This window comes from Alphaproteobacteria bacterium (assembly GCA_033344895.1).
GTDB lineage: Bacteria > Pseudomonadota > Alphaproteobacteria > UBA8366 > Aestuariispiraceae > Pacificispira.
This window is the reverse complement of the sequence record JAWPMN010000001.1, coordinates 1,118,409-1,138,355: the sequence shown is the minus strand read 5'-3', so window position 1 is coordinate 1,138,355 and position 19,947 is coordinate 1,118,409. Positions and strand designations below refer to the sequence as shown.

At 62.6% G+C, this 19,947-nt stretch carries 16 protein-coding genes; 11 read left to right on the top strand and 5 right to left on the bottom strand.

Going from position 1 to position 19,947, the window contains the following annotated elements; genetic code table 11:
• Positions 1-4: 4 nt before the first annotated feature.
• Positions 5-820 (bottom strand): VacJ family lipoprotein, encoded by an 816-nt coding sequence (locus tag R8L07_05550; GenBank protein MDW3204990.1) that lies wholly within the window; start codon positions 818-820, stop codon positions 5-7.
• Positions 821-1,252: 432 nt separating this feature from the next.
• Between R8L07_05550 and R8L07_05545 the strand changes: the two genes are divergently transcribed.
• From R8L07_05545 to R8L07_05505, 9 genes are all read left to right on the top strand, one after another.
• Positions 1,253-1,735, top strand: coding sequence for a hypothetical protein (locus R8L07_05545; protein ID MDW3204989.1), 483 nt, complete (start codon positions 1,253-1,255; stop codon positions 1,733-1,735).
• Positions 1,736-2,056: 321 nt separating this feature from the next.
• The gene (locus tag R8L07_05540; GenBank protein ID MDW3204988.1) at positions 2,057-3,106 is read left to right on the top strand and encodes a diguanylate cyclase; all 1,050 of its coding nucleotides are present in this window, start codon (positions 2,057-2,059) and stop codon (positions 3,104-3,106) included.
• A 114-nt stretch (positions 3,107-3,220) separates the two neighbouring features.
• Positions 3,221-4,987, top strand: coding sequence for a chloride channel protein (locus tag R8L07_05535; GenBank protein MDW3204987.1), 1,767 nt, complete (start codon positions 3,221-3,223; stop codon positions 4,985-4,987).
• Positions 4,984-5,916 carry a DMT family transporter gene (locus R8L07_05530; GenBank protein ID MDW3204986.1) on the top strand — a complete coding sequence of 311 codons (933 nt, stop codon included), beginning with the start codon at positions 4,984-4,986 and terminating at the stop codon, positions 5,914-5,916. The genes R8L07_05535 and R8L07_05530 overlap by 4 nt, the downstream gene beginning before the upstream one ends.
• A 214-nt stretch (positions 5,917-6,130) precedes the next feature.
• Positions 6,131-7,429 (top strand): ammonium transporter, encoded by a 1,299-nt coding sequence (locus tag R8L07_05525; protein MDW3204985.1) that lies wholly within the window; start codon positions 6,131-6,133, stop codon positions 7,427-7,429.
• 29 nt (positions 7,430-7,458) lie between these two features.
• Positions 7,459-7,797: a P-II family nitrogen regulator gene (locus R8L07_05520; protein MDW3204984.1), complete on the top strand. Its 339-nt coding sequence runs from the start codon at positions 7,459-7,461 to the stop codon at positions 7,795-7,797.
• Positions 7,798-7,953: 156 nt separating this feature from the next.
• A complete protein-coding gene (locus tag R8L07_05515; protein MDW3204983.1) occupies positions 7,954-10,428 on the top strand; it encodes a UvrD-helicase domain-containing protein in 2,475 nt (824 codons plus the stop codon).
• A gap of 53 nt (positions 10,429-10,481) precedes the next feature.
• Entirely contained in the window at positions 10,482-11,963 is a 1,482-nt protein-coding gene (locus R8L07_05510; protein MDW3204982.1) for a hypothetical protein, read from the top strand.
• Positions 11,964-12,286: 323 nt separating this feature from the next.
• Positions 12,287-13,489: a Fic family protein gene (locus R8L07_05505; protein ID MDW3204981.1), complete on the top strand. Its 1,203-nt coding sequence runs from the start codon at positions 12,287-12,289 to the stop codon at positions 13,487-13,489.
• A gap of 166 nt (positions 13,490-13,655) precedes the next feature.
• Here R8L07_05505 and R8L07_05500 read toward each other — a convergent pair whose 3' ends face one another.
• The 3 genes from R8L07_05500 to R8L07_05490 are packed head-to-tail and all read right to left on the bottom strand — an operon-like array spanning position 13,656 to position 16,123.
• Positions 13,656-14,705 carry a hypothetical protein gene (locus tag R8L07_05500; protein ID MDW3204980.1) on the bottom strand — a complete coding sequence of 350 codons (1,050 nt, stop codon included), beginning with the start codon at positions 14,703-14,705 and terminating at the stop codon, positions 13,656-13,658.
• On the bottom strand, positions 14,702-14,923 hold the full coding sequence (locus R8L07_05495) for a hypothetical protein (GenBank protein MDW3204979.1): 222 nt from the start codon (positions 14,921-14,923) through the stop codon (positions 14,702-14,704). The genes R8L07_05500 and R8L07_05495 overlap by 4 nt, the downstream gene beginning before the upstream one ends.
• 18 nt (positions 14,924-14,941) lie before the next feature.
• On the bottom strand, positions 14,942-16,123 hold the full coding sequence (locus tag R8L07_05490; protein MDW3204978.1) for a DUF6765 family protein: 1,182 nt from the start codon (positions 16,121-16,123) through the stop codon (positions 14,942-14,944).
• Between the two features lie 231 nt (positions 16,124-16,354).
• On the opposite strand from R8L07_05490, the gene R8L07_05485 reads away from it, so the two are divergent.
• Positions 16,355-17,695: a caspase family protein gene (locus tag R8L07_05485; protein MDW3204977.1), complete on the top strand. Its 1,341-nt coding sequence runs from the start codon at positions 16,355-16,357 to the stop codon at positions 17,693-17,695.
• 183 nt (positions 17,696-17,878) lie between these two features.
• Positions 17,879-18,577 (top strand): alpha/beta hydrolase, encoded by a 699-nt coding sequence (locus R8L07_05480; protein MDW3204976.1) that lies wholly within the window; start codon positions 17,879-17,881, stop codon positions 18,575-18,577.
• Between the two features lie 10 nt (positions 18,578-18,587).
• Here the strand turns inward: R8L07_05480 and R8L07_05475 are convergent, their stop codons facing one another.
• Complete coding sequence (locus tag R8L07_05475; protein MDW3204975.1) at positions 18,588-19,922, bottom strand: hypothetical protein; 1,335 nt, start codon at positions 19,920-19,922, stop codon at positions 18,588-18,590.
• Between the last annotated feature and the right edge of the window lie 25 nt (positions 19,923-19,947).

Below are 19,947 nucleotides of genomic sequence, written 5' to 3'. Positions count from 1 at the left end.
TGCCTCAGTTGAGAAGGCTGGTCTGGGTGTCCTGCCCGTCCGACTCCGTGCCGATGCCCTCATACCCTTCGAAGCCGATATTCGGAAGCGCCTCATCGTCAGGCTCGCCGTTCCGGATCAGGCTCTCACGCTGCTGGCGATAGAGGCTTCGCACCGTTGCGTAGAAGTCCAGGGAGGTTTCCTCCAAGTCTTCCAGTTGCTTGTAGTTCCGGGACCGGGTGTCGATAACTTCGGCCGCCGTGCGAATCATTCCGTTGTTTTCAATCACGAATTCGTTGGAGTTGTAGCCCCACCAGCGCAACGGGTCCAGCCCAGCATCTACGATGAGACCCAGCGCATCCCGGCCGCTGGACGGTCCGATGAAGGGCAGCATCAGATAGGGGCCTTCGTCGACGCCCCAGACGGCCAGGGTCTGACCGAAATCTTCCTGATGATACTCGATGCCCGCCTCACCGGCGACGTCGAACACCCCACCGAAACCGGCCACGGTATTGAAGATGAACCGGCCCATCGTTTCGCCGGCGCGATCGATCTCTCCCTGCATCAGGTCGTTCGCCAGGATCACGGGCGTCTTCAGATGCCGGACGAAGTTGCGTACACCGTCACGGACAAGGTCGGGCAGGATGAATTCATAGGCCTGGGCAACCGGGCGGAGAACCGCGCGGTCGATTGCCATGTTGAATTCAAAGATTGCTTCGTTTAGCGGTTGGACCGGGTCGTTTGCTTCATCGTAGATTTCCCGCTCGACGGGATCGGTCGGCGCCGTGGCGCAGCCGGCAACGGCGAAGGCCACCACGATGCCGGCGCACAGGCGTTTCACGGAAATACTCGAAAAAAGACCAGCCGGCATTCGATTGTCCCTAACCCGAGCGGCACGCCTCCGAATGGCGAAGCGCCGCGATATCCAAACCGTACGCACCCAATTCCTACGATCCCGTTAACCGGCCGACCGAACGACCTGTTTCGCGATCCAGTCCTTCTGCTTTGTTTTCCGGTCCGGGACGGTACCCCAGAAGTCTGTCCTGACCAGAAACCGGCGGAAGGCGTCGAGGCTCGTAACTGCCCCATTTCAAATGGTGAGGTAGCATAGGCGTCGGGGGTGTTCCACAGCGCTTGCTGGCGGTTTGGGATTTCGTGGAAATACTGTTGCAAATTTGCCAAATGGGCGGGTGCGGCCTGCGGATTCCGTGTTTTGACCTTCCGGTGCAAATCGGCATTCTTCCTCACCGGGAAAACACTGCGGAGGAGTGACATGACGTCGTCGGACAAGCCATACAACGGGCCGGAAGTCGCCAATCCCTGCCGCCCCCGTGTCGTGCCGGAATGGACCGACTATAATGATCATTTCAATGTCGCCTATTACGCCCGCGCCTTTGACATGGCCGCGCAGGCCTTTCGGTCGGAAGCCGGCGCGTCGCCCGCCCCTCCATTTCGCACGCATAAGAGCCGAATCGACTATCTCCAGGAAATTCCCGGCGGGACGGTCCTGACCCTGACCAGCCAGGTGATTTCCGCGGGGCCGGACGGGTTGCATCTGCTGCAGGCGCTGTATGCGGGGGAGACGGGATATCTCGCCGCCATCGAGGAACGCGTGGATGTCCCTTACGACCCGGACAATGGGGCCGTCAGCACGTTGGATGAGGCGGGTTTCAGGGCCTTCGCGGATATCGCCGAACGGCATTCCGGACTGCCGATTCCGGATGGTTGGGGCGGGTTGAAACAGGCCGCCGCGTGATGGGGGCGGCGTGCGCCGCATCCAGGACGGGAACCTGTCTAAAACGGTTGAGGCTACAGAACAATTTGGTAGCATGCGGAGTTGTGAAGGCGTTTGTCCGAGACCTTGGTTCGCCTTTGGTCAAAGAAATGGGGGCCGCTACTGCATGACATTCTCATTGATCGGGCGTTGCGAGGCTGGTGGGTCGCGCGTTCGTAAGGGCCGCAAGGCGATGAAGGTCATGGTGCGGAAGGGCAGTAAATCGGCTTTGGCTTGCGATCACCCGATTCGGAAGGCGTGGTGCCTTGTCGGACTTGAGGTAGGTGCCGGGGAGTAATGTAGGTGGAATATTCCGAAGGGTTGGAGCAGGCACAGTCTTACGCGGAACGGACCCTGGAGCTGATGCGTGAGCATCAGATTCCCGCGACCCCGCGGAATTTTGCCGTCTGGTACTCCTATGTGAACGAGAAGTATCCGGATCTGAAGAAGACCCTGGATGTCCTGCGGTCCAACAAGCAGAACTTCACCCCGGAAAAGAACGACGAAATCTACGACAAGTTCTTCACCCATAATGAAGAAGGGCTGGCGCTTCAGGAGACCTCGAAGCGGATCGAGGATCAGGTCGGTCGGGTGCTGGCCATGATCGGGGATGCTTCCGGCGGCGTGGAGGATTTCGGTCAGTCGCTGAAACAAAGCCTGGGCGCCATTGCGGAAACGGAGGGCCTGGACGGCATTCGGGCTGCGGTTCAAAGCCTCGCAATGGAAACGCAGAAAATGCAGCAGTCGAATTCGGCGCTGCAGGAAAAGCTGAAGGAAAGTTCCCAGGAGATCGCGTCGCTGCGCCAGAATCTCGAGGATGTTCAGCGCGAGGCCATGACCGATGCACTGACCGGCATCGCCAATCGCAAGATGTTCGACGCGACCCTGCGCAAGCGCGCAATGGAAGCAATGGAAGAAGGGTCGATGTTGTGCCTGGCCCTCACCGACATCGATTTCTTCAAGAAATTCAACGATACCTATGGTCACCAGACCGGCGATCAGGTGCTGAAGCTTGTCGCCCGGATCATGCAGGGGAACGTCAAGGGCAACGATCTCGCGGCCCGGTATGGCGGGGAGGAGTTCGCCTTGATCCTGCCCAATACGGAGATGAGCGACGCGCGGAAGCTGTGCGACAAGATTCGCGATGCGGTGTCGTCCAAGCGCATCCGCAACCGTCAGACCGGCGAGGAAATGGGCAATATCACCCTGTCGATCGGTGTGGCGCAGTTCCGGCCCGGGGAGCCCCTGTCCGACCTGATCCATCGCTCGGACGAGGGGCTTTACTTCGCCAAGGGCAACGGCCGCAACCAGACCGTTCTGGAAACCCAGCTGGAAACCATCGAGGCACGCTGACCCCGCCGCGGCCTTGTCGCCCCGGCGCGAGTCTGGTTGTCTGAATCCTTCATCGCGTAAGCGGATCGCGGCCCGCGCCGAGACGGCGCTGCCGCCCAACCGGGGAGGTCGACCGTGACGACGGTCGAACCGAAAGGCGTCACGGCGCGACTGCGCCGGTTTGTCAGCAACGAACAGATACGTGTCGCGTGTCTGGCCGTTTTCGTGGGCGGTCTGGGCGGCGGGGCCGGAATTGCCTTCCGCGAGGCGATCGGTCTGATTCAGTATCTTTTCTTCGGCTTCTCCGACGAACGGTTTCATTCCAACGCCGCATCCATCCCGTTCTGGATCATTCTGCTGGCGCCGGTCGCGGGCGGTCTGATCGTCGGGCCCATAGTGCATTATCTTATGCCGGACCGGCGGCCGCAGGGCGTGGCCGATGTCATGGAGGCCTCCGCCTTCCGCCGGGCCCGGATGAGCCGGCGCATGGGAATCGGTGGCTTCGTGGTCTCCGCCATTACCATCGGCTCGGGCGCCTCGGCCGGTCGGGAAGGGCCGGTCGTGCATTTTGCCGCCTTCCTGTCGACCCTGGTTTCGAGCGCGTTCAAGCTGGATCCGGAACTGCGGCGAATCCTTTTGGGCTGTGCCGTCGCGGCCGGGGTGGCGTCGAGCTTCAATGCCCCTATCGCCGGCGTGTTCTTCGCGCTCGAGGTGGTGATCGGGTCCTATGCGCTGGCGAACTTTGCGCCGGTGGTCTTTGCATCGGTCACCGGCACCATCGTCAGTCGCTCCTATTTCGGTGATTTCCCGGCCTTCATCATCCCGCAGCATGAGATCGCATCCTTCTGGGAGTTCCCCGCCTTCGCCATCCTGGGCTGTCTGAGCGCCGGGGTCGCCATGGCGCTGGTCTGGTCGGTACAGACCGTCCGGCGGGCGCACGATCTGATAAAGCTGCACCCCATTCTGCGACCGGCCGCGGGTGGTCTGCTGGTCGGTGCGATCGGTGTGTTCTTCCCGCAGGTAATGGGGGTCGGGTACGAAGCGACCGACGAGGCGCTGAATGAATTGCTGCCGCTCTACATGCTGGTGCTGCTGATCGTGATGAAGACGGCGGCGACGGCCATCACGCTCGGCTCCGGGTTCGGTGGCGGGATTTTCTCCCCGTCCCTGTTTCTTGGCGCGATGCTGGGCGGCGCTTTCGGCCTGATCGCCACCGAGTTCCTGCCTCACATGTCCTCCGGCCACGGGGCCTATACGCTGGTCGGGATGGGGGCCGTCGCCGGCGCGACGCTGGGGGCGCCGATCTCTACATTCTTCATCGTCTACGAATTGACGCGGGAGCCGGCGCTGACCATCGCGGTGATGATCGCGACCGTGATCTCGACGCAGATCTTCACGGCGCTCTATCAGCGGTCCTTCTTCCACTGGCAGTTGGCAGAACGGGGGATCAATCTGATGGGCAGCCGCGAATCCCGCATCATCCGCCAGACCAGCGTGCAGGCCGTGATGGAGCAGGACTATGTCACCATCCAGCCCAATGCCCTTCTGCCGGAAATGCGCGATAAGCTGACCCAGACCCGCTACAGCGAGATCTTCGTCACCGACGAGGAGGCGCGCCTTGTGGGGACCATTATGCTGGCCGATCTGGGCAAGCACGCCTTCAGCCATGAGCGCGACAAGGATCTGCGTGCCATCGATGTCTGCCGCCGTTCCCCGCCCGTCGCGACGGTGGACATGGATCTGGAGGAAGCGATGAACCTGCTGGAGGACTGCAATGAGGAGCATATCGCCGTCGTCGCCGGCCCCGAGGATCAACGCCTGATGGGGGTTCTGCACGAACACGACGTGATGGCGCGCTATCATCAGTGCATCATCGAAACCCGGCGGGAAGAAGCGATTTGACCGGCCCGGCCCCCCATAACATTCCGGCCCCGCCGCGCCCTGCGACGTCCGACAAGCCGGCACGGGGCATGGCTTTCGCGGTGTTCGGCTCGCTGCTGCTGACCATGAACGACAGCGTGGCAAAATACCTGTCCGAGGGCTGGCCGGTGGGGGAGATCATGGGGCTGCGCGGCACCGTCATTGTCGCCGCGATCCTGATCATCATGACGGTCCGGCGAAACCTGTCCGCGCTCAGGATTCAGAACAAGCCGGTCATGGCGGTCCGGGCGATTTCGATCACCGCGGCGACTTTCACATTTCTGACCGCGCTCAGTCTGATGCCGATCGCCGATGCGCTTGCCATCGCCTTCATCTCGCCGGTCTTCGCGACGCTTCTGGCTATTGTAATCCTGAAGGAAAAGGTCGGCTGGCGCCGCTGGGCGGCGATGGCGGCCGGCTTTGTCGGGGTCTTCATCGCCCTCAATCCGGGCGGCCTGCTGTCCGGGGAGCCCGCGCCCTATGGCTGGCAGGCGGCGATGCTGCCGCTGGTCACGGCGTTGCTGATCGCGGTGCGCGACGTTTCCTCCCGACGGCTGGTCTCGGGCGACGATTCGCTGGCGATCATGTTCTATACCGTGCTCTGCGTGGCCGCGGCGGGGTATGCCACCAGCCTGAGCGGAAACTGGGTCATGCCGGGCGAGTTCGAGATCGTGCTGGTGCTGGCGGCGGCAGTCTTCATGTTCGGTGCCTATTTCTTCCAGATCGAGAGCTTCCGCTTTGCACCCGTCAATCTTGTCGCCCCGTTCCGCTATGTCAGTCTGATCTTCGCGACATTGATGGGCTTCCTGATCTGGGGCGATGTTCCGGCCTGGAACATGGCCCTGGGCGGTGTGGTCATCGTCGGCAGCGGTCTGTTCATCTGGTGGCGGGAAGGCCGCCGCCGATCCTGATCCGGTTGGCCCCATACTTGCCATAACACCCCCATAAGCGCTGATAAGCGGCGAAACGGCACGGATTTGCCCAATATTTGGGCTCTGCGTGCAGGGTTGCCGATCAAAATATCAGCATAATGGGTCCTGGACCCAATTGTCGGGGTGCGGTTGAAAGATCGCGGCAGGGCTGCCGCCGATCCCGAAACCGCTTTGGAGAGCGGAGAGACCTTCCATGAAGAAATCGGTTTTGGGACGGGCGGCGCTGGGCGCGGCCGGATCGATGCTGGCTGCGGCGCCGGCCTTTGCACAGGGCGGCGGCGGGGCCGACACCGCCTGGATACTGACGGCGACCGCGCTGGTCCTGTTCATGACACTGCCGGGGCTGGCCCTTTTTTATGGCGGGCTGGTCCAGGCCAAGAACGTGCTGTCGGTCCTGATGCACTGCTTCGCCATTGCTTGCATGGCCTCCCTTCTGTGGTTCCTTGGTGTCTATAGTCTGGCCTTCAGCGACGGCGGAGCGCTCAATGCCTGGATCGGCGGCCTCGATCGGGTCTTCCTGTCAGGCGTGGATTGGGATGCGGCGGCAGCAGGCCTGCCGGAAAGCGTCTTCGTCATGTTTCAGATGACCTTCGCGATCATCACCCCGGCGCTGATCGTCGGGGCCTATGTCGAGCGCATCCGGTTCGCGCCGGTCCTGTGGATCAGCGGCCTTTGGCTTGTCGTGGTCTACGGCCCGGTCTGTCACTGGGTCTGGGGCGGCGGCTGGCTCGGCCAGATGGGCGTGATGGACTTTGCCGGCGGCCTTGTCGTGCACGCCACCGCCGGGACCTCGGCCCTGGTGATCGTCAAGCTGCTGGGCGCGCGGCCCGGCTACCCGGCCCAATTGCGCCCGCCGCACAGCCCGGGCCTCACCATGATCGGTGCGGCCATGCTGTGGGTCGGCTGGTTCGGCTTCAATGCCGGCAGCGCCCTGTCCGCCGGATCGGGCGCCGGCATGGCGATGCTGGTCACGCATCTGTCCGCCGCAACGGCCTCTTTGGTCTGGGTTGCCATCGAATGGATCAAGTTCGGCAAGCCCAGCCTGGTCGGTATCGTCACCGGCATGGTCGCCGGTCTGGCGACGATCACCCCGGCCTCCGGCTTTGTCGGCCCGGTCGGCGGTTTCTGCATCGGGCTCGCGGGCGGTCTGGTCTGCTATTACGCGGTGACCCTGATCAAGGAGCGGTGCGGACTGGACGATTCGCTGGACGTCTTCGCGGTCCATGGCGTCGGCGGGATCCTGGGAACGCTGCTGGCCGCCGTGTTCGGTGCGACGGCCTTCGGCGGTGTCGGCCTGGCGGAGGGTGTCGGCATCGGCGAGCAGCTGGGCGTCCAGGCGGTCGGCGTCGTTGCCACCGTGATCTGGTCCGCCGTGGCGACTCTCGCTATCGTGCTGGTGGTAAAGGCCTTCGTTCCGCTGCGCGCCAGCGACGACGAAATGGCCGAAGGTCTCGACCTCTCCCATCATGGAGAACGCGACTACAACTTCTGACCGCCTGCCGTCACGAAAGGAACTGACCCATGAAAATGATCGTAGCCATCGTGAAGCCGTTCAAGCTGGACGACGTCCGGGAGGCGATGACCGGCCTGGGCGTCGAGGGCATGACGGTGACGGAGGTCAAGGGTTTCGGCCGTCAGCGCGGCCAGACCGAGATCTATCGCGGCGCGGAATATGTCGTCGATTTCGTGCCCAAGTCACGGATCGAGATCGTCGTCGAGGACGACCGTGCTGCGGCGGTGGTGGATGCCATCGCGGCCGCCGCCAAGACCGGCAAGATCGGCGACGGCAAGATCTTCGTCCTGGATGTCGGCGAAGCCATCCGCATCCGCACGGGTGAGTCCGGCGGCGAGGCGCTGTAGCGGTTACGTCACCCCTTCCCCGACCCGTTTCCGCCATCGGGCGCGGCGTCGGGGGAGGGGCCGGCGGGAAAGCGGCCACGTTTTTTGTGGCCCTTTCGTTCCGAATCGCGTGGGAACGGGATGACCCTTTCCCGACGCGGCACTATAGTCATGGGCATGTCAGACCCCTTCGATTACGACGATATCGACTTCCCGGCCCCCAGCGGCCCCGCGCCCGCCTATCCGGGCCGTCCTGCCGCGCCGCCGCCCTGGCTGGAGCGGCTGAACGATGCGCAGCGCGAGGCGGTGGAGGCGATCGACGGGCCGGTTCTGGTGCTGGCCGGCGCCGGTACGGGCAAGACCCGCGTTCTGACCACGCGCCTCGCCCAGATCCTGCACGAGGGCCGGGCCAAGCCCTATCAGATCCTCTGCGTCACCTTCACCAACAAGGCCGCGCGCGAGATGAAGGAGCGGGTCGCCGATCTGGTCGGCCCGGCGACGGAGGGCATGTGGCTGGGCACGTTCCACGCCCTGGGCACGCGCATCCTGCGCCGCCATGCGGAACTGGTCGGCCTGAAATCCAACTTCACCATTCTGGATACGGACGATCAGATCCGCCTTCTGAAGCAGATCCTGGAGGCGGAGCATATCGACGACAAGCGCTGGCCCGCGCGCATGCTGATCCACGTGATCCAGCGCTGGAAGGACAAGGGCCAGACCCCGGACCGCCTGACCTCGGCAGAAGCGGGCGAGATCGCCAATGGCCGCGCGGTTGAGATCTACCGCCAGTATCAGGAACGCCTGAAAATCCTGAACGCCTGCGATTTCGGCGATCTGCTGCTGCACAATCTGACGATCTTCACCCGGCACGAGGACGTCATCCGACAGTACCGCCGCCTGTTCCAGTATTTCCTGGTCGACGAGTATCAGGACACCAACGTCTCGCAATATCTCTGGCTGCGTCTGCTGGCCCAGGGGCATGAGGACGGCCGGACCAATATCTGCTGCGTCGGCGACGATGATCAGTCGATCTATGGCTGGCGCGGGGCGGAGGTCGGCAACATCCTGCGCTTCGAGAAGGACTTCCCCGGCGCCAAGGTGATCCGGCTGGAGCGCAATTACCGCTCCACCCCGCATATCCTGGGCGCGGCGTCCGGCCTGATCGAACGCAACGAAGGCCGCCTGGGCAAGACCCTGTGGACCGACCGCGATGACGGCGACAAGGTCGTGGTGCGCGGCCTGTGGGACGGCGACGAGGAGGCGCGGGAGATCGCGTCCGAGGTCGAGGCCCTGCAGATGAAGAAGCATCCGCTGGACGAGATCGCGATCCTGGTCCGCGCCGGGTTCCAGACCCGCGAATTCGAGGAACGCTTCATCACGCTGGGCATCCCCTACCGCGTCGTCGGCGGCCCGCGCTTCTATGAGCGCGAGGAAATCCGCGATGCCATCGCCTATCTGCGTGTGATCCACCAGCCCGCGGACGATCTGGCCTTTGAGCGCATCATCAACAAGCCCGCCCGCGGCATCGGCAAGACCACGCTGCAATCGGTCCACGCCGCCGCAAGGCTGGAGGGCCTGCCGCTGTCCATCGCGGCCCAGAGGCTGGTCGAGACGGACGAGCTGAAACCGGCGGCGCGGGGCAAGTTGCGCGCGGCGCTGGATATGTTCGACCGCTGGCGCGATCTCGCCGCCGGGTCCGACCATGTTGAACTGACCGAAACCGTGCTGGAGGAAAGCGGCTATACCGATTTCTGGCAGCAGTCGAAGAAGCCCGAGGCCCAGGGCAAGCTGGAAAACCTCAAGGAACTCCTGACCGGGATGGAGGAGTTCGACGATCTGCCCGGCTTCCTGGAACATGTCAGCCTGGTCATGGAGATCGAACAGAATACCGATCTTCCCATGGTCTCGGTCATGACCCTGCACGCCGCCAAGGGGCTGGAATTCGACACCGTCTTCCTGCCCGGCTGGGAGGAAGGCCTGTTCCCGCACCAGCGCGCGATGGATGAAAGCGGCCTCGCCGGGCTGGAGGAGGAACGCCGCCTCGCCTATGTCGGCATCACACGGGCCAAGAAACGCTGCGAGATCAGCTTCGCCGCCAACCGCCGCATCCACGGCTCCTGGCAATCGGCCCTGCCCAGCCGCTTCATCGACGAACTGCCCGCCGACCATATCCAGATGGAGGCCGACCGCGGCGTCTATGGCGGCATCGGCGGCGGCCGCGCCGAAGACCGCGCCGCCTTCACCTTCGGCGGCTACGGCGGCGGCAACGCCTATGGCGGGGGATCATACGGGGGCGGTAACACCGGCGGCGGCTACGGTTCAGGGGCGGGCGGCAGCGGCCCGAAAGACGGCTATGGCGGCACCGGCGGCGCCGCCTACGGCAACCCCGCCACCGCCTATTCCTCCCAGGGCGGCGGCCCCGGCTGGCAGCGCCTCAAGAACCGCGCCTCCGGCGGCGGCCTCAGCGCCACCCGCCCCCCCATCATCGACGCCGACCGCGCCCAGGACCACGATTTCGGCGAAGGCGAACGCGTCTTCCACCAAAAATTCGGCCCCGGCACCATCACGGACATCAACGGCGACCGCCTGACCATCGAATTCGACAAGGCCGGCACGAAGACGGTTGTGGCGGGGTTTGTGGAGCGGGGGTGAGAGGCTGGTGCGTCGAAAGATGCTAGACTGCTTCTTAGAGGGAGGGCGATGCTATGGCGAATCGAGAGTTGCAGGAGAACATTGGAACAGTCCAGGGCCGACTACAGAACATTCTCGACCAGCTTCAAAATGGTGATCTCTCAAATGGGGAGGGGTTCGAGCCGGAGGCAATAATTAGCGAGAAGCCAGTTCCTCAAACGATTAGGGATCTCGCAGAGAGATCTGGTCAGATTTTTCATCGATTGCTCGTATCCGTCGGAGCAGCGGATCAATACTTACTCCCATTGTCTTGGCAGGCGAACGTAAAAAGCAACCTTGATGGTGTGCTAGCCGCAATTTCGGAAATCGAAAATACAATCTCCAATTTGAAGGATGAGCGAGGGGGCATCTCGGGCCGAGGGGATGATCCTGCTAGCCCAAGATGTAAAATAAGATTTGGCAACGGCAGTGAATTCGATCTGATCGGAATTGGGGACAAGATCGTTCAACAAGTTGAACAAATTTTGTCCCGTGCGGTGATGGTCCCTGAGGATAAATCGGTAAAAGACTTTCAATCTGCCACAACCCAAGTTCGCACCGAGCTCACGTCAATCAAGGAGGACGTCCTTTCATTACGACGTGTAACCAAGCGTGCCTCGACAGAGGTTCAGGGTTTGCTTGAGGGGGCGAGAGAAAACGGTAAGGAGATTGTTACTGTTCAAGATCAGGCTGTTGCGGCAACCAAGAAAGCACAATCACAAATTGACGCTATAGGCAGTGCTCATAAGGAAGCAACCAATCTCCATGAAAAGACAGTTAGTCTTAAGGCTGAGATTGATGCTTTCGAGGCACCCTTTGAGACTTTCCGAACGCAACTAGATAGTGCGCGTGATGAACTGAAGTCTGCGGAGGAAAAGGCAAAATCAATCGAAGGTACCTATTCTTCGCGTATAGAAACACTGGACGAGTTGGATAGTAAATCCCGCGCCACGCTGGGTCTTGCTGAAGGCGCAAGTCTGGCTGGAAAATTTCGCGAGGTGGAAACCGAGCTTCTCACCCGTAGCAAGTGGGCTTTGGGTGGGGTGGTCATTTCAGTTTTGACCTTTTTCCTTCTTATTATGATGTTTTCTGGTTACGATCTCCCGTTTGTTGATGAGGCTTACTATCGGGCATATAATGAGCGACTTATGGCGGGGGATTGGGGTCCGCTAAAAGTATTCGCTGTTAAGTTGGCGATGTTGGTGCCTGCGATAATTCTTTTTGGTTTCCTTTTTACTTTGTATCGACGCCTAGATGGAGAGCGTAGAATATATACTCATAAACGAACTCTTGCAGAGTCTGCGGCAAATTTTGCTGAACTGGTGGTTGCTGAAGATACGCCTGTCGAGAAACGTGAAATTCTGTTGAAAACATTTGAGCAGCTAGTTTTTGATCAAACTGCTGCCGAAATTGCAGCGCGGCAACAAGCTCGTGCTGGGGTGCTGGACAAGTTCATAATTGGGCAGATGGGCAGATTTGTGCCTGGAGTTTCAGGCAAAGATGGCAAGGACAATTAGCCCTAGCTTAAGCTAACCGAGTCCTGTAAGGCTCCCTGATCCCCAGTACACTAACAGCACCGTACCCCGTTCTCCGATCCCGCGCTATGCATCGCGCCGACGACGCGTCGGAGCCATTGGTGTAGGTGTATTCGTCGTCGTGGAAATTGCCGTCCGGGGCTTGGATTTCTTCCTGCCGATCCTGAATGGCAAGCCATCGGCATATCTGATTATTTCGGACATATAACCGGACATATTGCCATTTTATACCGAATTGGTATTTTTGGCAAGTTTATGATATTCAATAAGTTGTGCTTGATGAACGTGCGGACATAAAACCGGACATGACAACACTACGCGACCGTAACGAGCCCATCGCCATGATGGAACCCCTGCGCGTGCCCGAAGGGGCGCGGCATCGGGCGGGGCTTGTGGATCAGGCGTTGGTGCTGGCGCGGGAGAGTGCGGCGCTGCGGGCCGGGGTGCCGGGGGAGATGGTCTCGGCGCTGGCCGATCTGGTGCGGGCGATGAATTGCTATTACAGCAATCTCATCGAGGGCCACAACACGCATCCGGTCGATATCGAGCGCGCGCTGGCCGAGGAATATAGCGACGATGCGCGCAAGCGGGACCTGCAGGTGGAAGCGCGGTCGCATATCGCCGTACAGCGCTGGATCGACACCGGCGCGCTGGCCGGGCGGGCGGCGGAGGCCGAGGCGGTGCGCGAAATCCATCGTCGGTTCTGCGATCATCTGCCGGCGGAGATGCTGCGGGTCGACGACCCGGAGAGCGGGGCGCGCCTGCCGCTGGTGCCCGGCGCCTACCGGGAGCGGGACGTGCAGGTCGGCCGTCATGTGCCGGTCAGCCCCGGGGCGATCCCGCGCTTTCTGGAGCGGTTTCAGGCGGGCTATACCGGGCTGGGGCCGACGGAGTCGATCCTGGCCGCCGCTGCCGCGCATCACCGGCTGTTATGGATTCACCCGTTCCTGGACGGCAACGGCCGGGTCGCGCGGCTGATGTCCCATGCGATGCTGCTGGACAGTCTCGACACAGGCGCGATCTGGTCGGTGGCGCGCGGCTTGGCGCGGAACGAGGGGCGGTACAAGGCGCTGCTCGCGGCCTGCGACCTGCCCCGGCGCAACGATCTCGACGGGCGCGGCAGCCTGAGCGAGGAGGCACTGGCGGAATTCACCCATTTCTTCCTGGAGGTCTGTCTGGATCAGGTGCGTTTCATGCGCGAGCTGATGCAGCCCGACCGGTTGCGCGCCCGCATCCTGCTTTGGGCGGAGGAGGAAATCCGTCTGGGCAATCTGCCGCCGAAATCCGGCGCGGTGCTGGAAGCGGTGCTGTATCGTGGCCAGTTGCCGCGCGGCGAGGTGCCGGGGCTGCTCAACATGACCGACCGGCACGCCCGGCGGATCACGTCGGTTCTGCTGGAATCGGGGACCTTGACGTCGGAAAGCAGCCGGGCGCCGTTGCGTCTCGCCTTCCCGGCACGGCTGGCGGCGCGCTGGATGCCCGGCCTGTTCCCGGAAAAGCCGCTCTAGGGCACTCGTTTATCCTTCACCCCCGATGCACCAACAGCACCGTACACCCGTGCTCTGACCCCGCGCCGATGGCGCGTTGGGACCATTGGTGCAAGTGTATTCGTCGTCATGGAAATCGCCGTCCAGGATGGTGATTTCTTCCAGCTGGTCATGGGCGCGGCGCGCGTCAGGGGCAGCTCACATCCGAGGCTTGGGCCTCGGTAGCGCCGAAACTGGCCAGGAAACTGCCGACGGATTCGAACAGGTCGACCATCGCGACGGCGAGGCGGTCGGGGCTCTGCTGAAAGCTGTAAGTGTTGATCGTTGCGCGTTCCCGCAGGTATTTGATGGCCTTCGCGACGCGTTCCTCATTGGCACCGGTCAGGTCGATCAGGCCGAGATGGTCCGGGTTCGGGGCGTCGTCCAGATATTCGAACGGAACCGGATAGGCGAGCAGATAGACACCCTGGTCGTCCAGGCCAAGGTCCCGGATGAACTGACGGGCATAGGGGTAGTTATAGGCCTTCAGCAGCAGGTCTTCGTCCTTGTCGGCCACGATGGACGGAATGCTGTCCCGGAAGGCCGGATCGATCGGGAACATCAGGGCGGCAAGCAGGTGGTTCTGGCCCTCGATGTCCAGCTTTGTCGGCAGGCTGGCGATGTCGCTGAGGATGTCCAGGGCGTGCCGGACAACATAGCGGCGCTGGGCGCAGGTCGACTGCGCGCCGCTGGGGAAGGCGACATAGGCGTAGTATCCGTAGTCCCGCCCCGGTCCGCGCGCCGTGTCGTACAGGTGTACGCCGAGATCCAGCATTTGTATGTCAGGTGACATCGGAGGCGGGGGCGGCGGCGCGGCGGCTGCGACGGGCGGCATCAGGGTTTCGACGACGGATTGCGCCTGATTCTCGACGGCCCGGAGACGGCTGGCATTCGCTTCATAATCGACCGTGGCTTCGCCATGGGAGTTGGCGGCGGATTCCAGCAGAATCTCCGATCGCTGCACGCTGTCCAGCGCGTTTTGGGCGGCCTCGAACGCAGTCTGGAAGTCGCCCTTGTCGAGAGCGGTTTCGGCCTGGGCGACGGCGGCTTCGGCCTCCGCGGTCTCTGCCTGGACCTGTTCGACCTGCGCGGCGGCCTGGTTGTTCGGCCCGGATGTCCCGGTTTGGGTGCAGGCGGCGGCGAGCAGCAGGGCCAGCATCAGGCTCGACAGGGCGGAGAGGCGGGGCACGGTACTCATTCCTCATCCTCCGTATCTTTCTTGCCTTCGAAGAAGGCATAGCGCACCAGCCGGATGCCGAAGGCGATCACGGCGCCGATTCCGGCCGCGCCAAGTGGCGAGAGTTCCAGACCGTTCATGGTGACGATGTAATAGTGAATGCCGAAGGCGAGTGCCGCCGCGATCAGGCCGTCGACCCCGCCCTTGAGGGTCAGAAAGCTTTTCAGAAAATCACCCAATGTTTCCTCCTTCGGCGCCTAGGCCGCGATGATCCCGTGGCGCGGCAGAATGTCGTCGAGGATTTCCCGCCGATGCGCCTTTGCCGCGTCGTGGAACCGTTTCCAGTCGCTGTTCCGGAACACGTCACCGAACTCGTAGATTTCCTTGCCGGAGGCGACGTCCTCGATATTGCCGACGGCGATCTGTTTCCACGATCCGTGACCCTTGCCGACATAGGTCAACTCCTCAGGGCCGAATCCGAAGAAGTCGCCGCGGATCGCGTCGAGCCAGTTCCGGTGCCGGTTGTGCCCGTCCGGATCGTCGGTCGCCCGGATCATTTCCTCGATCTTGCGCCGGATATTCGCCGGCAGGCCCGGGACGTCCGCCTCCGCATCGCCGGCAGACCAGCGCTGGAACCAGCGGCAGAGCGCGTCGCAGGCATCGATGAAATCGGTTGGATTGTCGCGGCGGACCGTTTCGCCCCGGCCGTTGACATATTGCCAGCGGGCATAGGGCCGGTCGGGATAGCTGAGCGCCTGCCCATGGCCCAGGGTCGGCAGCTTCCCCTGAATGATGTGCTGAACCATCTCCATCAGCCTGGCCGGCCAGGGGGCTTCGCTCCGGCGCCAGGCGACGGCCATGCGCTGGATCGCGGAATCGCCGGTATGGGTGAAGACTTCCTTGCGGCGCCGGTAGAAATAGTCGTCCGTTTCCGCGCTGCCCTCCGGGTTGATCCAGCGCAGGTCGTTCACCGTGTTCACATCGTGATCGATCCCGGCGAATTGCTGGTGGGCGAAGGTGTCGATGAAGGTATGGGCGGCGATGCCGAGCCGGTGCGGCCCGTAGGGCTTGTCCTTGTCCGAAAGGGCGGCCCGCATCATGTCCTGCGCGACCGGGCTGTTCGGCAAGCAGATCAGCCGGTCCGCCATCGGCGCGGCGCAGGCCTCCTCCGGACCGTGACCGCAGTTTCCCGGCAGGAAATGAAAGGGAATCCAGCACAGGTGGTTCCGCAGATCCAGAAGGTTCCGGTAATCCAGCATGCGGTGCGCGCTGGCCAGCCGGCGATAGAGCTGGATGCCGTCGGATCCGAAGATCTCCCCATCCGTCGTCGCGTCGTCGACATATTGCGCGGCATGCGCGACCGTTGCGGCGTCCGCATGCGACAGGCCGCCCGCGCGTGCCACGACATAGGTTGCGGTGTGATGGAAATCGATCTGCATCGGACTGCCTCCCCCCAAGAGACAGGGAAAGTACCACATTTCCGATGGTAATGAATAAAAAACACCCTATGGGCGTTCGAGCGGCGCCACCTATGGCCGTCCGATTTGGCTTCAGGCCGTACTGTTTCTGGTGGGATTCGGGCAGTCCCGTGGTCGGTAACCGGGGTCCGGTTGAAGCCGCCCCGGTTCTTCCATAGACTTTCCCGGTCCGGAAACGGCGGGGGAAGTGCGGTGCGGACATTCGTTGCAATACTGGCGGTGATGATGCCCCTGGCGGCGGGTCTGTTCTGGACGGGGGAGGCCCGGGCGGAGCGGCGACTGGCGCTGGTCATCGGGAATGCCGGTTATGCCGTCGGCCCCCTGGCCAATCCGGCAAACGACGCCGCATTGATCACACAGTCTCTGGAGACGGCCGGCTTCGAGGTCACGCGCCATACCGATCTGGGCTATCGCGACCTGCAAAGGGCCGTGATCCGGTTTGCCCGACAACTCGGCGCGTCAGGCGATGACACAGTCGGCATGGTCTACTATGCCGGGCACGCGGTGCAGGCCAATGGCGAGAATTACCTGATCCCGGTCGACGCGGATATCCGCGACACGCTGGATCTCGAAATCCAGTCGCTCAAGATGGATACGGTGATGCGCAGCCTGGAAAAGGCTGGCAACCGGTTGAACATGGTCGTGCTGGATGCCTGCCGCAACAATCCCTTCCCGTCGATGAACCGCGCCGGCACCCGGGGACTGGCCAAGATCGATGCACCCTATGGCACGCTGTTGGCCTATTCGACGGCGCCCGGCGACGTGGCGGCCGACGGCAGCGGCCGGAACAGCCCCTATACGACGGCGTTGGCGCGGCTCATGCGGACGCCCGGCCTGCCGGTGGAACAGGTCTTCAAGCAGGTCCGCATCGCGGTCATGGAACACACGGCCAACCGACAGGTACCGTGGGAAAGCTCCTCCCTGACCGGGGATTTCTACTTTTTCCCGCAGCCTGCGCCGGAACCGTCCGTCGCCGTCGCGGCAGCCCCGGCGGTTGCGTCCGCGCCGGATCAAAGCGCCGAGATCGCCTTCTGGAACTCCGTCGCCGATAGTGACGACAAGATCCAGCTGGAAAGCTATCTGAACGCCTTCCCGGAAGGGCTTTATGCGCCGCTGGCCAGGGCCAAGATTGCGGCCCTGGGAAAGGCGCCCGCCGCCCAGCCGCCGAGTGCCGCACCATCCGCCGCACCGTCCCATCCCTATGACGGCACCTGGCGCTTTACCTGGGAGGTCGTGTCCGGCTTCGCGCATTCTGACTGGTGCCGGGCCGGTGAGTCCGGAACCCAGGACCTCGTCTTCCGCAACGGTCGGTTCAAAGGCGACATGCGGTCCGAGAAAGGCGGCCTGGCCGACCTCAAGATCAGCATATCGGATGGCGGGTCGGCGACGGTGGAAACCTATATCGGCAGTTGGGGCTATTACCCGCGCCGCCGCACCGTCCTGAATGTCGGGGATGGCAGCGGCCGGGGAAGCATTTCCGCGCCCAGCGGCAATTCCTGCATCTCGCGAATGGAAATGGTGCGCGTGAACTGAGCCGCCGCTTGCGCCCGATACGGGCGACCGACCACCGGCACGGCAATACTGGCAACACCCGGAATCGTCGTTACTATGTCACCGCCATGTCACAGGACCGATCGCCATAAGGTCGGCCGGGACACGGGGTCACGCGTGGTTTTATGCCAATAAGAAAAGAACGTCCGGGAGGTTTAGGTCAGCATGAATTTTACATTGTTGCACGGCGCCTGGCACGGCGCCTGGTGCTGGGATTTTGTCACGCCGATCCTGCGCGATCGCGGGCATCGGGTGTCGCGGCCGGTCCTGTCCGGCCTGGGTGAGAATGCCCATTTCCTGTCGACGGAGATCACCCTGCAAACCTGGGTCGACGAACTCGTCGCCCATCTGGAGGCCGAAGACATGTCCGACACCGTTCTGGTCGGCCATTCCTTCGGCGGCAACATCATCACCGGCGCGGCCGCCCGCATTCCCGACCGGATCGGCAGGCTGGTCTATCTCGATGCGATGATCCCGCAGAGCGGCGTGGCCCCCTGCGAAACGGTGCCCCCCAAGGTCTGGGCCGAACGCCGCGCCGGCGTGATCGACCATGTCGGTGTGCCCTGCCTGCCCTGTCCGCCGGCCGCGGCCTTCGGCATTTCGGATCAGAAGCAGGTCGACTTCATCGAACGGCATCTGACCCCGCATCCGGTTCGAACCTATGAGACGGCGATCGAATTCGACGGCAAGCCGGGCGGCGGACTGGACGCGCGCTACATTATGGCCGCCGCACCGGTTTATTCCTCCCTGGCCGCCCATCGGGAGCGGGCGAAGGAACTGGGCTGGCCGATTCATGAAATCGCCTGCGGCCACGATGCAATGATCGCCAAGCCGGAGGCGCTGGCCGATCTGCTGGAAGGCTGAGGTCTGCCGTTCAGCCTTCGGTCGCCTGCGCCTCGAGGTTGCTGGCATCGAAGCGGAAGGGGGCGGGCATTTCTGCATAGGGACCGCCGATGGCCGTGCCGGAGCACCATTGCAGGGTGCTGTAGGCAAGCTTGATCAGGATGTCCTCGTCCATGATATGGGTGACGCCGGCTTCGGCGCCGGTCTTGCTGGCGGCCTCACCGAACTTGATCGCGCTTTCAACGTCCTGCTTCGAATCCGATGTCAGCTTGACAAAAATGCCTGAGAACCCGGCCTTGCGCAGCTTGGCGATCACGTTCTGCGGCTGTACCCGGATGCCGGTCATCGGCAGGACCGCACTCAGCTTACGGCAATGATTGCGCAGCGGTGCGGTCAGCAGGGACAGCCGGGTATCCGGCACGCCTTCCGGTATGTCGGTCACCACGGCATGCAGCCGCGACAGGATATGGTGCGGCAGTTCCTTCAGCAGGGCGAAGATTTCTTCCTGTCCCTTGCGGTTGGCCAGGGTTTCGAAGTGGAAACTGGCGGCGAAACTGCATTCCCGGCCGCTCAACAGATGCTCGGTCATTTCCAGCAATCCGCGTTCCAGGGTCGCGATATCCAGTTCCACGATCCGGGAAATCTCCGGATCCGATCCCAGCACGGCGTACCCCCAGTCAGGTCGATCCGACAGCGGGGCGCTGCGGTTCGGCAGGCAGACAAAGGAACCGACGGTAGGCTCGCCGATTCGCCAAAGCGGCACGAAGCAGAATTCGATCTCGCCCCCCTGAACCGAATCCAGCTTGTCCAGTAGCTCGTTGCGCCGGCTTTCGAATTTCTGGGAATCCTGTTGCCCGCCTTTGGTCGAGCGCACCGGAGCCGGCTTCTCTTCGGGAGCCTCCTTCTTGGCTTCCGACACGCGCTCCTCCAGCGCGTTCAGGAACGCCGCCGGGGTGTCGTCAACTGAAGGGGCGGCCTCGGTCTTGGCGCGACAGGGATGAACGACGCTCTTCACGCTCAGCCCGAGTGTATCACTGGAACCGAACAGCGACCGATTGACGAATCCGGCCACATTCGTGGCTGCGGTTCGCGCGACCAGTTCCTCCGCCGTATCGAAAATGATCAAAAAGGAGGAATCGCGACACCGGCAGTACATGTCCTTGGGGCCGCAGTAGCGTTGGATGGCCTTCTCGATCAGTTGAGAGACCAGCTGCTGGGAATGGTTCCAGCGCTCCTCGCCCAATCGCTCCTTCAGATCCTCGATGCCGATACAGATGATCTGTCCCAGATTGAAATCCGACTCACCCGAACGCGAAGAGACCGCGCCCAGAATCTTGTCCATGCTGTCCAGTTTTCGGGGTGCCATAACGCCTTCTAATAACTGAAATGTG

Excerpts from the sequence above, each read along its gene's own strand:
- R8L07_05490 (MDW3204978.1), bottom strand. The coding sequence starts at position 16,123 with ATGCAGATCGATTTCCATCACACCGCAACCTATGTCGTGGCACGCGCG.
- R8L07_05475 (MDW3204975.1), bottom strand. The coding sequence starts at position 19,922 with ATGGCACCCCGAAAACTGGACAGCATGGACAAGATTCTGGGCGCGGTC.
- R8L07_05520 (MDW3204984.1), top strand. The coding sequence starts at position 7,459 with ATGAAAATGATCGTAGCCATCGTGAAGCCGTTCAAGCTGGACGACGTC.
- R8L07_05515 (MDW3204983.1), top strand. The coding sequence starts at position 7,954 with ATGTCAGACCCCTTCGATTACGACGATATCGACTTCCCGGCCCCCAGC.
- R8L07_05505 (MDW3204981.1), top strand. The coding sequence starts at position 12,287 with ATGACAACACTACGCGACCGTAACGAGCCCATCGCCATGATGGAACCC.
- R8L07_05525 (MDW3204985.1), top strand. The coding sequence starts at position 6,131 with ATGAAGAAATCGGTTTTGGGACGGGCGGCGCTGGGCGCGGCCGGATCG.
- R8L07_05480 (MDW3204976.1), top strand. The coding sequence starts at position 17,879 with ATGAATTTTACATTGTTGCACGGCGCCTGGCACGGCGCCTGGTGCTGG.
- R8L07_05545 (MDW3204989.1), top strand. The coding sequence starts at position 1,253 with ATGACGTCGTCGGACAAGCCATACAACGGGCCGGAAGTCGCCAATCCC.
- R8L07_05510 (MDW3204982.1), top strand. The coding sequence starts at position 10,482 with ATGGCGAATCGAGAGTTGCAGGAGAACATTGGAACAGTCCAGGGCCGA.
- R8L07_05500 (MDW3204980.1), bottom strand. The coding sequence starts at position 14,705 with ATGAGTACCGTGCCCCGCCTCTCCGCCCTGTCGAGCCTGATGCTGGCC.